Origin of the sequence: Micromonospora craterilacus (assembly GCF_003236315.1) — a bacterium.
Classification (GTDB): Bacteria; Actinomycetota; Actinomycetes; order Mycobacteriales; family Micromonosporaceae; genus Micromonospora; species Micromonospora craterilacus.
The window spans coordinates 1-12746 of record NZ_POTY01000070.1; the positions used below are offsets into that span (position 1 = coordinate 1).

Below are 12746 nucleotides of genomic sequence, written 5' to 3' on the forward strand. Positions count from 1 at the left end.
GTGCCGGACGTACTCGCCCCGGCGCCGCAGCACCACCGCGGCCATCGCCGGCACCATCAGCAGGTGCGCGCCGGCCAGCAGGGTGTCCGCGTCGAGCAGCCCGGCCCGGTACGGCACGAGCAGCAGCAGGACCGGTGCGTACATGGCCAGCACCATCTCGCCGATCGCCGCGCCGGAGTGCCCCCGGTACCCCATCCAGACCGCCATGCCGAGGCTCATGTCGGTGGCCATCAGCAGCGCGCCGAGGCCGGGGGACGCCGGGGCGAGCCCGAACGCCGTACCCAGGGCGGCGCGCGCCGGCCCGAGCAGCAGCATGCCGGCCACCATGGCCAGCACCATCTCCAGCAGGTGCCGAGCCAGGTGCCGGAGCCGGGCGCGGCCCGCCGATCCGGCCCGTTGCCCGGAAGGCATCGTGCCCGGCGGCGCCGTGTTGGACGACGTCGTGCCCGGCGGCGTCGTGTCGGGAGGCGTCCTCGCCGGGGCGGTCGGCGTCAGCTCTGTCATGTCATCGAGCGTCGCGGCGCGCGTGTCACGGGAACCAGCCACCCGATGTCACCGGTCGGCCGGGCGGAACACACGATCGGACCGGGCACTCCGGTGGGTCCACCGGTGTGGCGGCGCGCTCTACCCTGGCGACCGTGGTGGTGGCGGAGCCGACGGTGTCGGGCGGCGGGCGGACCCTGTTCCGCGCCCGGGCCGCGACTCTCGTCTCCCTCGCCTCCGGCATGGCCGGCACCCTGGTCCTGCCGGCGGTCGGGCTGGCCCGGGAACCGGACGCGTGGCGGGTGGCCTCGGGTGCGGTCGGGATCGCCGCGTTCGCGCTGGTGCTGGCGGTGGCGCTGTACGCCGCGGTCACCCCCGGGCCGGCCGGCGGGCTGCGCCGCCGGCTGCGGTACGCGTACGCCGGCGTGACGGTGCTCAGCGTGCCGCTGGTCGCACCGGTCGCCGGCGACGCCTGGCCCACCTGGGCCTGGCTGGGCGCGGCCGTCGTCGGCGGGGTTCCGTTGCTGGCCCCGTTCCGCCTGGTGGTGCCGGTGGCGCTGGTCGCCGTCGCGGTGTCCGTAGCGGTGGCCGGGGCCACCGGCCCGTCGGTCGGCCGGTCGTTGCTGGTCACCGGCGTCCTCGGCCTCGGCATCGCCGCGGTGAACGGCTTCCAGGTGTGGTTCTGGCGGCTGCTGGTGCAGGCCGAGCAGGGGCGGGCGGCCCAGGCCCGGCTGGTCGCCGCGCAGGAGCGGCTGCGTTTCGCCGCAGACGTGCACGACCTGCTCGGGCACCACCTGACCGTGATCGCCCTGAAGGCCGAACTGGCCGCCCGGCTCGCGCCCGACGACCCCGAGCGGGCGGGCCGGGAGGCGGCCGAGGCGCAGCGACTGGCCGCCACCGCGCTGACCGAGCTGCGCCGCACCGTGCACGGGTACCGCCGGGTCGACCTCGCCGAGCAGCTCACCGCCGTCGGCGAGGTGCTCCGATCCTCCGGGGTACGGTGCACGGTCGTGCCACCGGCCGGTGAGCTGCCGCCGGAGGCGGCGACCCAGCTGGCGGCGGTGCTCCGCGAGGCCGGCACCAACGTGCTGCGGCACAGCCGGGCCGGCTGGTGCCGGATCGAGATCAGCCAGGAGGAGGACGTGGCGCGGATGACCGTGACCAACGACGGGGTGACCGTCCCGGCGGCACCGGACCGGCACAGCCACGGCCTGCGCGGCCTGGCCGACCGCCTCGCCGTGGCCGGCGGACAGCTGCACACCCGCTGCGCCGACGGCGTCTTCACCGTCGAGGCGACCGTGCCGACCGCCGCATGACCACCGACCGTGACCGGATCCGGGTCCTGCTCGCCGACGACGAGGAGCTGATCCGTGCCGCCCTCGCCGCCCTGCTCGACCTCGAGGAGGACCTGGCGGTCGTCGCGCAGGCGGCCGACGGGGATGCGGCGGTGACCGCCGCCCTCGCCCACCGGCCCGACGTGGCCGTGATCGACCTGTCCATGCCCCGGCGGGACGGCTTCCAGGTCGCCGCCGAGCTGGCCCGGGCGCTGCCGGCGTGCGCGGTGGTCATCCTCACCGGCCAGGGCCGACCGGCGCACCTGGCCCGCGCCCTCGGTGCCGGCGCCCGCGGCTACCTGCCCAAGGGTGCCCCGGGTGGCGCGCTCGCCGACGTGATCCGCCGGGTGCACGCCGGCGGCCGGTACGTCGATCCGGCGCTCGCGGCCGACGCGCTCACCATCCCGCCCTGCCCGCTGACCCCGCGTGAGCTGGAGACGCTGCGGCTGGCCGGCGACGGCGTGCCGGTCGCGGTGATCGCCCGACAGACGCACCTGTCGGCGGGCACGGTGCGCAACTACCTCGCGCTGGCGGTGCAGAAGCTGGGGGCGACGACGCGCGCCGAGGCCCGGCGGATCGCACAGGACAACGACTGGTTCTGACGGTTCGTCCCGGACCGCCGGGCGTGCCCCTGGTACGTCCCGGTCCGGGCCGTACGGTCGGTGCCGTCTTCCTTAGAAGTAGATAGGAGGATTGTTCGGACTCATCCCGGTCCGCGTGATTACTGTCGGCGACAGGCGATCACCGCACGACGGGAGAGAGGACCCACCATGCGAGTGCCCAGCCGAAGCCCGGGACATCGGTCCGGTCCTCCCGTCACCCCGGCCCGGCGCCGCCCGTGGAGTTCCGGGCGCCTGTCGGCGACGGTCGGGCCCGACCTGAACGCCTACCGCGACGCCGTGGCCGAGCTGCTGGTCGAGGTGGGCGCCCTCGCCGGGGCGAGCAGTACGAAGGCCCGCCAGGTGCTGATCGACCAGCGACTGCGGGAACCGGCCCTCGCCGCGGTGCTCGACGCCACCGCCCAGGGGCTGATCGGCGCCCGCGAGACTCTGCTGCTGGAGATGGCCCGGTACCAGCCCAACGCGCGCAGCTCCGCCGGCGACCTGGCCGCGCTCGTGCGCATCTACCTGCTGTCCCGCATCGACGTGATGTGGTGGCGCGAATCGGCCACCTTCCTCACCGACCCCGAGGTCCACCACAGCACCGAACTGGTCGACCTGGAGTGGCTGCGGCGCCGTGACCTGCTGCGCTTCCGCTACACCGAGCAGCCCCGGACGGTCGTCGGCCGGGGCGTACGGGCGCTGCGCCGCCGGGTGCGGCCGGACGCCATGCCGCGTACCGCCGGGCTGCTGTTCTGTCGGGCCCGCCGCGAGGTGGTCGCCCTGCTCAACGACATCGGCCGCGAGTTCGCCGCCGCCACCCCGGCGGGCACCCCGCCACTGTGGGTGACCAGCCTGGTCCGCAGTGCCGAGCACCAGTACCGGTTGCGCCGCCTGGGGTACGCCGCGATGGTGCCGAGTGGTCACTGCCTGGGCTGGGCGGCAGACGTCGAGATGGACTGGTTCGGCCGCTTCGGCGTCCGGGACACCCTGGCCGGGCTACTGCTGACCCGACAACGGGCCGGCGAGATCAACGTGGTCGACGAGGGGCAGGCCTGGCACATCTGTGCCGCACCGTCGGCGACTCTGCGCCTGCGTCGGGCGTACGAGGCCGAGATGGGGGTCTGAACCTTGTGCGGCATCGTGCTCAGCCTCGGCCCGGAGGCCGACCCGGCGATCTTCCGGCGGATGCTCACCCGGCTCGTCCCGCGCGGCGAGGTCACCGAGACCCGGTACGAGACCGGCCTGTTCGCCGGTACCCGGCGGCTGCGGGTGGTGGACCGCAACCGTGCGGTGCAGCCCTGGCTCTCCGGCGACGAGCGCTGGCTGCTCTGTTACAACGGCGAGGTCTTCAACCACCACGAGCTGCGCGCGGAGCTGACCGGCCTGGGCCACCGGTTCCACACCACCAGCGACACCGAGGTGGTGCTCGCCGCGTTCCAGCGCTGGGGCGAGCGGATGGTGACCCGGCTGCGCGGCGAGTACGCCTTCGCCATCGTGGAACGGGCCACCGGTCGCGCGTACCTGGTGCGGGATCCGCTCGGGGTGAAGCCGCTGTACTGGTCGCGGACCCCGGGGTGCCTGCACGTCGCCAGCGAGATCAAGGCGCTGGTCCGGGCGGGCGCGCCGGTGGTCGAGGTGCCGCCCGGGCACCACGGCTGGGCCGAGGCCGACCGGCCGGTCCGACTGCGACCGTACGTGGACCTGCTCTCCCTCGGCGCGGGACTGCCGGTGGTGGCGGACTCGGACGAGGCCGCCCTGCTCGTCCGTACCGCCCTCACCGACAGCATCCGGGTGCGGCTGGACACCGACCTCACCGTGGGTGTGGTGCTCTCCGGCGGCCTGGACAGCTCGCTGGCGCTGCTGCACGCGGCGCAGCTGCACCCGGACTGCGTCGCGGTCACCGTCGGCGCGCCGGGAAGCCCCGACCTGGCGTACGCCCGGCGGCTGGCGAAGGACCTCGGCGTGCCGCACGAGGTGATCGAGCTTCGCCCGCGCGACATCCGGCTGGCCGACATCCGGGAGGCGATCCGGATCTCCGAGCTGACCGAGTACGGCGACATCATCAACGCGGTGGTCTCGGTGCCGATCTTCCGTCGGCTGCGCGAGCTGGGGATCAAGGTCGTACTCACCGGTGACGGCTCGGACGAACTGTTCGGCGGCTACCCGATGTACCACGAGGTCGGGCCGGAGGCGTCCCATCGCCTCTTCCTGCACAAGATCCGTAACCTCTGCCGTACCGAGTTGCAGCGGGTCGACCGGACCAGCATGGCTTTCGGGGTGGAGGCCCGGGTGCCCTTCCTGGACCTGGCCCTGGTCGAACTGGCGATGCGGCTGCCGATCGAGCTGAAGATGCGGGACGGCCAGGATAAGTGGATCGTCCGGCGGGCCTTCGCCGACCTGCTGCCCGACTACGTCCGGCGCCGGCCGAAGAACCCGATGTCGTACTCCTCCGGGCTGCACGAGCGGGCCCGGCTGTACAAGCCGCTCTTCGCCCGGCTGCACCGCTCCTTCGGGTACGACCTGCTGGAGCCGGTACGCCGCGACTTCGACAGCGTGCTGATGCGCTGCGGCAACGACCTGGACGCCGCGATCGCCGCCGGCCGGGCGAGGCCGGACTACACCGTGCTGGAACACGCCCGCGACCTGGTGGGCGCGGCCCGCTGGAACGCCGCCCCGATGGTGCGCCGGCTGGTCACGCCGCGCCGCAACGGGGGCGACGAGGCGCCGCTGCCCGGCTGAACCGACGGGCGGGCCCGCGCCGGTTGACGAGGCCACCCGATCCAGGGCCGAGTGGCCTCGTCCGGGTCGCCGGGCCACTCGATCCCGGATCGAGCGTGACCACGCGCCTGTTGGAGTCTCGGAGTAGCCCTCAGTCTTCGCCGTCGGGCGGGTCGAGGACGGCGGTACGGATCCGGCTGACGAGCTGTTCCAGCGCGGCCACCTCGGCGCGCAGCGCCGTACGGCCCTCGCGGGTCAGCCGCAGCCAGGTCACCGGCCGGCGGCCCTCGTACCCCTTGCTCACCTGGAGCAGCCCGGCCTGCTCCAGGATCCGCAGGTGCCGGTTGAGATTGCCGTCGGTCAGGCCGAGCTCGTCGCGCAGCGTGGCGAACCGGCACTCGTATGCCTCGCTGAGCACGGTGAGGATGCCCAACCGCACCCGCTGGTGCACGACGTCGTCGAGGACCGTCGCCGGGTGCGGCGGCTGCCCGGTCGCCTCCGGCCGCCCGGCCCGGGGTTCAGTCACGTGCGGCCCGCCGCGCCACGGCCAGGTTGACGGCGGCGACGACCAGCAGCGGGAGGGCCATCAGGACAAGATAGTGGCCGGGTCGTAGCGACAACTGGCCGCCGAATTCGGTGCCGCCGGTCATCACGGTGAACCAGCCGGGCAGGTATCCGAGCGGAAACGTCGTGCACAACCAGGCGGTGAGCAGGGCGATCCACCCGCCCGCGGCGACCAGGCCACGGCTGCGTTCGGCCCGGCCCAGTACGACGACCGCTGCGGCGAGCGGGAGCAGTGGGGTCAGCAACCCACCCCAGTGCGGGCCGTTGGGGAGGGTGAGCCCGACCGGTACCGGCCCGGTGGGCACCGCCGCGAACACGGCCAGCAGCACCAGCACGCCGAGCCCGGTGGCCGCGACCAGCGGCCACGCCACCCGTACGCCGTAGCGGCGGGCCCGCCAGGCGTACCAGAGCGCCATGCCGGCGAACAGCAGTGGCGTGCCGACGAACCAGAAGACGTACGACGCCACCGGGCTGACCTGTTCGTCGGGCAGCCCGGCCCAGAACGGGTAATCGGCGTCGATCGAGTTGGTCTGGCTCAGCGGATAGCGGTAGAGGGCCATGCTGGCCAGCAGCAGGACGGCGACGCCGAGTGCCGGCAGCCAGGCGCCGCCGTGGGTCCGCTGGTGCGTTCGTCTGCGCAACTGCTCAAGCGCGGCAAGGGTCTCCGCTGCCTCTCCGGCGGCACCCCGATCCATCCGGTACTCCCAACTCTGCGGCAGCGATAACTCTGCAAAGCAAAGCTTATGCGGGAGTGGAGGCCGGGGCAAGGCCGAACTCCGGGCGGGTCAGCTGGTGAGCAGCAGGGTGCCGATTGCGGCGAGCGTGCCGAGAACGGCCAGGGCGGCGCTGGTGAGCAGGTAACGGGCCAGCGGCACCGCGACGCCGGCGGCCCGGCAGCGTTCCAACCACAGCAGCGTCGCCAGCGACGCCCACGGCAGGGCCAGCGGACCCACGTTGGTGCCGATCAGCAGCGCGAACAGCCGTTGTCGGTCGCCGGCCGGCAGCACCGCCTCGACAGCCAGGTAGGCCGGCAGGTTGTTCACCAGGTTGGCCAGCAGCGCGCCGGTGCCGCCCGCGCGCAGCGCCCCGGGAGCCCCGCCGTCCCGGCCGGCCAGCCAGGCCACCAGGTCGTCGAGCCCGTGCTGGCCGATCGTCTGGACGACCAGGAACAGCCCGGTGACGAAGACCAGCAGCCGCCAGGGCAGGAGCGCCGGGCGCAACGTGCCGGGGAAGCGGAGCGCGAAGCCGAGCAGCAGCAGGGCGGCCGCCGCCGCCGAGGCGAGGCCGACCGGCGCCCCGGCCAGGATCCCGGCGACGAACAGCAGGCAGGCCACGAGGGCGGTGCGGTACAGCACCGGGTCGGCGGGTCGGTGCACCTCCGGCGGCGCGAAGCGGCCGGTGGCCGGCCGGTCCCGCCGCCACCAGAAGTACCAGAGCAGAACCGTGGTGACCGCGAGAGCCGCCAGCTGAGGCAGCCACATCACGCCCGCGTACGCCAGCGGATCGAGCCCGACCCGGTCCGCGGCGAGCAGGTTGGTCAGGTTGGACACCGGCAGCAGCAGACTCGCCGTGTTCGCCAACCAGACCGTGGTGACCGCCAGCGGGGCCACCGCCGTGCGCAGCGTGACCGCGAGCGCGAGCATCACCGGAGTGAGCAGTACCGCCGTGGTGTCCAGGTTGAGCACGACCGTGGTCAGCGCGGCGAAGCCGACGCAGAGCGCGAACAGCGCCGGCCAACTGCCCCGGGACACGACCGCCAGCCGGGTGGCGAGTACGTCGAAGACCCCGGCCGCGGCGGTCAGTTCGGCGAGCACCACCACGGTGCCGAGGAAGAGCAGCAGCGGCAGGATGCGCGTGAGGGTCGCCGTGGCGTCGGCGCGGGGGAGCAGCCCGGTCGCGACGCAGCCGGCACCCGCCACGGCCAGCGCGACGGCGATCGCGTCCAGCGGGTGTAGCCGGCGCCAGGCCGGTCGGATCGGAGTGCGTGGGCCACCCCCGACGGACGTCACGACCAGCCATTTTCGCACCTCCGCCGCTGCCCGCCGGCGTATTCCGAGGCGACGGCCGACACCGGCACCGGTTCGCCGCACCGGCCTTCGTAGCCGCCGTCCGGGAAGAGGATCGGGGTGGCGACGCGTCGGTCGGCTGCTTCAGTGGCGCCTTGACGATGCGTCGTGGCGACTCGACTGGCCGGCACGTACGCTGAGTGACCGTGAACCGGGCGCTGGCCCGCCCGGTGGTCGAGGCGCTCGCCGATCAGTGAGCCGGGGCCTGTCTTTCCTAGAGGCGTTCGACGGTGGGGCCGGTGCAGCGGTTGCGGGTGTCGAAGACGTAGCGGGCGTGCCGCGCCACCAGGTCGTAGTCGAACACGTCGTGGTCGGTGACCACCACCACGGCGTCGGCCTCGCGAACCTCACGCTCGGTCAGGTCCACCGTCAGCATCCCGGCGGGAAGGTGGTGCGGCTCGGCGTACGGCTCCACCGCGCGGACGTCGGCGCCGAGTTCCGTCAACCGGCGGGCCACGTCGACGGCCGGCGAGTCGCGCATGTCCCCGGTGTTGCGCTTGTACGCCAGACCGAGCAGCAGCAGCCGGGCGCCGCTGACCGCCCGTCCCGACCGGTTCAACCCCGTCATCACCCGCTGCGCCACGTGCTCGGGCATTTCGTGGTTGACGTCGTTGGCCAGCTCGATGAACCGGAACTGTCGACCGAGGCGGCGTTTGACCTGCCAGGACAGGTAGCACGGGTCGATCGGCAGGCAGTGCCCGCCGACGCCGGGGCCCGGCCGGAACGGCATGAAGCCGAAGGGCTTGGTCTCCGCCGCCTCGATCGCCTGCCACACGTCGATGTCCAGTTGGTGGGAGAGCATGGTCAGCTCGTTGACCAGTGCGATGTTGACCTGGCGGAAGGTGTTCTCGATCAGCTTGGTCAGCTCGGCCACCCGGGTCGAGTCCACCGGGACGGTGCGTTCCACCAGGCGCTGGTAGAACCCGTCGACCCGGGCCAGGGAGGCGCTGTCCACGCCGGCGACCACCTTCGGGGTGTTCTCCAGCCGCCAGGCTCGGTTGCCCGGGTCGATCCGCTCGGGGCTGTACCCGAGGTGGAAGTCTCCGGGGCTGCGCAGCCCGCTGGCCGACTCCAGCAGCGGGCGGAGCAGCTCCTCCGTGGTGCCGGGGTAGGTGGTTGATTCCAGGATCACCGTGCAGCCCGGCCGCAGGTACGGCCCGATCCCGACACCGGCCTGCTCCACGAAGCTCAGGTCCGGGGTGCCGTCGCGCAGCGGCGTCGGCACCGTGATCACGCAGACGTCGAAGTCCTTGGCGTCGGCGTACTCGGTGCTCGGGCGGTAGCGACCGCTGGCCAGAGCCCGGCCGAGCCGGTCGGCGGGGATGTCCGCCACGTACGACTCGCCCGAGGTGAGCCGCTTGATCCGGTCGGCGTCGACGTCGAGGCCGACCACGTCCAGGCCGGCTTCCACCGCCCGCACGGCCAGCGGCAGGCCGACGTAACCCTGGCCGATGACGACCAACTTCTCCACGCTCACCCGGGCTCCCGAAACAGACGGAGGTAACGACCGGTAACGAGCCTAGAGCGCCGTGTGATGCCGTGTGTCCGTTTCGGGGAATTCGGGGAGCTTGGGACGGATGGGGCTCAGCCGGAGCCCGCCTCGGAAGCCGGCGACGTCGTCGGAGGCGGCGTCGTCGGAGGCGGCGCCGAGGTCGTCGGCTCGGTCGTCGGCTCGGGGCTGGTCGTGGTCGGTTCGGGGGTGGGCTCCGTCGGGTCGGGTGACTCGGGTGCGGTCGACTCGCTGGGTTGCGGCGACGACACCGACGGCGACGGCGACTTGCTCGGGCGGGCCGTCGAGCCGGCCGGCCGCAGCGGCGGGGCCGGGGCGACCGCGGTCTCGTCCTGGCTCGGCAGGATCTGCTCCTCGACGGAGGATTCGGCGGTCGGCGTGTTGGTGGGCAGCTTCACCGCCGGGGTGTCGGCATCGCCGGCCGCGCTGAGCGCCGCGCCGAGCGCCGCCAACCCGACCAGCACGGCGGTGACCGCGCCGACGAGGGGGCCGCGGCGTCGTCGGCCGGTGGCCGGCCCGGCGCCCACCGTCGGAAGATCCGTGCGGGTCCCCGGCCCGGCGTCGCGCAGCGCCGCGGCGGCCGGGACCAACGCGGTGGGCAGGGAGCTCTCCGACACGGCGGCCCGGGCCGCCTCCGCCATCGCCGCGCCGCTGCTGAACCGATCGGCGGGATCCTTGGCCAGGGCGCGGTCGACCAACGCCCGCACCGCCTCCGGGATGTCGTGCGGCAGTTCCGGCGGCGCGTCGTCGAGATGCCGGACGGCGACCTGGAGCGGGTTGTCGCCGGTGAACGGCGGGCTGCCGGTCAGGCAGCAGTAGGCGACCGCGCCGAGCGCGTACAGGTCGGTCGCGCCGGAGACCGGCCGCCCGGCGGCCTGTTCGGGGGCCATGTAGAGCGCGGTGCCGGGCACCGCGTTGGTGCTGGTGATGCTCGTCACGTTGGTCGAGCGGGCGACGCCGAAGTCGACCAGGACGACCGTGCCGTCCTCCTGCACCAGCAGGTTGCTCGGCTTCACGTCGCGGTGCACGATCCCGCCGAGGTGTGCGGCGTTCAACGCCTGTGCCGCCTGCGCGACGACCGACATGGTCTCGCCCACGTCCAGTCGGCCCTCGGCCTCGATCCGCCTCGACAGCGGTTGGCCGGTGACGAACTCCATGACCAGGTAGTCGGCCCGGCCTCCGCCGGGCAGGTCGTCCTCGCCGCAGTCGAAGACCTGCACGATCCCCGGATGGCGCAGCGCCGCCATGATCCGGGCCTCGGCGCGGAACCGGGCGATGAAGTCGGGGTCGGACACCAGCGAGGGCAGGAGCACCTTGACCGCGACCTGCCGGCCGAGGATCAGGTCGGAGGCCCGCCAGACGTCGCCCATGCCGCCGGTGGCGACACGCTCATCCAAGCGGTATCGACGGCTGAGTACGACCTCCGAAGACAACACGGCACCACCGTACCCACAGTGGCCACGAACGGCGCGCCGGCCGGGCCGCGCCCAGCCCGGCCCGGTAGTCAGGCCCGGCGCGCTCTGGTGACCTTACCGGCACCGTGCGTGACGGCCCGCTCGGCGGGGTCGCCCCGGTGCCGGTCGGCCCTGCCGACACCGGCCGTCGGGCCGCGGCGGAGCGTCATCGGGCCGCGGCGTGTTACAGCGAAACGCCGTCGGGGCGGTAGACAATTCTCACTGGGACGGGCGGTCAGGGTGCCTTGTCGTGCCTCGTCTCGCGCTCCTAACGTTAGCCCGATCCAGCGGCATCGGCGGCGTCTGCACGGTCGGTGGTTGTGGTCCGCAGCGGTGTGGGGGAAGAATCCGCTTGGGGGGCCAAGGCGGTCCGAAGCGAATAGGTCGACGGGGGCGGGGTGCTGGAACAGGTCCGGCCCGAGGACCGGGCCGGTACGATGCGCGCCCGGCCGGCAAACGTCCCGCGAGAGGACCGGTGGAGCGGAAGCAGCAGGGCCATGACCGGTGAACTGAGTCGGGCCGTCGAGGCGGCCCAGGCCGGTGACGAGGAAGCCTTCCGCTTCCTCTACCGCAGCCTCCAACCGGGGCTGCTGCGTTACCTGACCGCCCTGGTCGGCGCGGACGCCGAGGACGTCGCGTCGGAGACGTGGTTGCAGGTCGCCCGCGACCTGCCCAACTTCACTGGTGGAGAGTTCCGTGCCTGGGCCGTCACCATCGCCCGTAACCGGGCCATGGACCACCTGCGTCGGCAACGCCGTCGCCCCGCGTTGTCGGTGCCGGTCCAGGAACTCAGCGAACTGGCCGGGGACGCCGACACCGCCGAACGCGCCGGGGAGACCATCGGTACCGAGGCGGCCCTCGCGATGATCGCCAGCCTGCCACCCCGCGAGGCCGAGGCCGTTCTGCTGCGCGCCGTCGTCGGGCTCGACGCCGAGACCGCCGGCCGGGTGCTCGGCCGCCGCGCCGGCGCCGTGCGCACGGCCGCCCACCGTGGCCTGCGGCGGCTGGCGGTTCTGCTGGACCAGCGCGCCGAGATCACCGCCATGCCGGCCGTGCCGGGGGACGGTGTTCCGCCGCGTCCGCGTACCGACCCGTACCCGTCGGCCCCGCACTCCGAACCGGTGGACGGTTGACGTGAGGGAACTGCGCATGATCCTGCGGTGGTCGGGCGGGGCGGGGTCCCGGACCGACCACGACCGGCTGCTCGACGCCGCCCGCGCGCCGCAGCCCCCGGCCGGCCCGCCGGACCCGACGGCCGAGCTGCTGCGGGCCGCCGCGGCCCCGCCCCGACCGCACGAACTCGCCGGTGAACAGGCGGCGCTCGCCGCGTTCCGCGCGGCCCGGCAGGGCGGTACGGAGCCGAAACCGGCGCCCCGGTCGCGCCGACGCCGGTTCACCGCCCCGGTCGTGGCCTGGATCGCCGGCATCGCCGCCACCGCGACCGCGGGCGCCGCTCTGGCGGCCGTCAGCCTGGACCGCCCGGCCCAGCCGCCCGTCCCGCCACCGGCCCCGGTCACCGGATCGCCCGCACCGGCGACCACCGGGGGCGGCGCGGAGCCCTCCGGGGGCGGCACCCAGCCCACCGACGGCCTGACCGGCCGGCCCAGCGGCGGTCCGACCAGCGGCGAGCCGGTTCCGACGCCGGCGGCGTCCGCGCCCTCGCCCACCGGGCCGGGGGAGCCGGATGCCGACCCGACGGTGTACCTCGGCCCCGGAAACTCCAGCAACACCGAAGACCGGTCCGGCCACTGCAAGGCATACCTGTCCAAGAACGAGCGCCAACGGGAGAAGGCCCTGACCACGCCGGCCTTCAACGAACTGGTGGTGGTGGCCGGCGGTGCCGACCAGGTGGACGGGTACTGCCAGGAACTGCTGACCGAGACCGACCCGAAGTGGTTGGCGAAGCACGGCGGTCCGGGTCCGGAGCCTGCCGGCAGCGCCTCACCCGCCGCCTGACCGGACCGGGAAGGCGAATTCCGTTCGGCGTGCGTTCGACCCCTGCTAGACAGAGGGTG

General features: G+C 73.9%; 11 protein-coding genes and 1 pseudogene. 6 read left to right on the forward strand and 6 right to left on the reverse strand.

Annotated features, from left to right (window positions below; genetic code table 11):
- A pseudogene (locus tag C1I95_RS13410) lies at positions 1 to 504 on the reverse strand (hypothetical protein); the annotation flags it as partial.
- 134 nt (positions 505 to 638) lie between these two features.
- On the opposite strand from C1I95_RS13410, the gene C1I95_RS13415 reads away from it, so the two are divergent.
- The 4 genes from C1I95_RS13415 (at position 639) to C1I95_RS13430 (ending at position 5158) form a co-directional block, all read left to right on the forward strand.
- Positions 639 to 1799: a sensor histidine kinase gene (locus tag C1I95_RS13415; RefSeq protein ID WP_233513645.1), complete on the forward strand. Its 1161-nt coding sequence runs from the start codon at positions 639 to 641 to the stop codon at positions 1797 to 1799.
- The gene (locus C1I95_RS13420; protein ID WP_111214149.1) at positions 1796 to 2419 is read left to right on the forward strand and encodes a response regulator transcription factor; all 624 of its coding nucleotides are present in this window, start codon (positions 1796 to 1798) and stop codon (positions 2417 to 2419) included. The genes C1I95_RS13415 and C1I95_RS13420 overlap by 4 nt, the downstream gene beginning before the upstream one ends.
- Positions 2420 to 2587: 168 nt before the next feature.
- Complete coding sequence (locus tag C1I95_RS13425) at positions 2588 to 3544, forward strand: DUF5715 family protein (RefSeq protein ID WP_111214150.1); 957 nt, start codon at positions 2588 to 2590, stop codon at positions 3542 to 3544.
- Between the two features lie 3 nt (positions 3545 to 3547).
- On the forward strand, positions 3548 to 5158 hold the full coding sequence (locus tag C1I95_RS13430) for an asparagine synthetase B family protein (RefSeq protein ID WP_111214151.1): 1611 nt from the start codon (positions 3548 to 3550) through the stop codon (positions 5156 to 5158).
- A gap of 130 nt (positions 5159 to 5288) precedes the next feature.
- Here the strand turns inward: C1I95_RS13430 and C1I95_RS13435 are convergent, their stop codons facing one another.
- The 5 genes from C1I95_RS13435 to C1I95_RS13455 form a co-directional block, all read right to left on the reverse strand.
- Positions 5289 to 5663, reverse strand: a complete 375-nt coding sequence (locus C1I95_RS13435) for a winged helix-turn-helix domain-containing protein (RefSeq protein ID WP_111214152.1) — start codon at positions 5661 to 5663, stop codon at positions 5289 to 5291.
- Entirely contained in the window at positions 5656 to 6396 is a 741-nt protein-coding gene (locus tag C1I95_RS13440) for a hypothetical protein (RefSeq protein WP_111214153.1), read from the reverse strand. Before C1I95_RS13440 ends, C1I95_RS13435 begins: the two co-directional genes overlap by 8 nt.
- 90 nt (positions 6397 to 6486) lie before the next feature.
- Complete coding sequence (locus C1I95_RS13445) at positions 6487 to 7710, reverse strand: ArsB/NhaD family transporter (protein ID WP_111214154.1); 1224 nt, start codon at positions 7708 to 7710, stop codon at positions 6487 to 6489.
- 271 nt (positions 7711 to 7981) lie between these two features.
- Positions 7982 to 9244, reverse strand: coding sequence for a nucleotide sugar dehydrogenase (locus C1I95_RS13450; RefSeq protein WP_111214155.1), 1263 nt, complete (start codon positions 9242 to 9244; stop codon positions 7982 to 7984).
- A 107-nt stretch (positions 9245 to 9351) separates the two neighbouring features.
- Positions 9352 to 10713, reverse strand: coding sequence for a serine/threonine-protein kinase (locus C1I95_RS13455; RefSeq protein ID WP_111214156.1), 1362 nt, complete (start codon positions 10711 to 10713; stop codon positions 9352 to 9354).
- A gap of 515 nt (positions 10714 to 11228) precedes the next feature.
- Between C1I95_RS13455 and C1I95_RS13460 the strand changes: the two genes are divergently transcribed.
- A complete protein-coding gene (locus C1I95_RS13460) occupies positions 11229 to 11864 on the forward strand; it encodes an RNA polymerase sigma factor (protein WP_111214157.1) in 636 nt (211 codons plus the stop codon).
- A gap of 16 nt (positions 11865 to 11880) precedes the next feature.
- Positions 11881 to 12687, forward strand: coding sequence for a hypothetical protein (locus C1I95_RS13465; protein ID WP_111214158.1), 807 nt, complete (start codon positions 11881 to 11883; stop codon positions 12685 to 12687).
- The last annotated feature ends 59 nt before the right edge of the window (positions 12688 to 12746 follow it).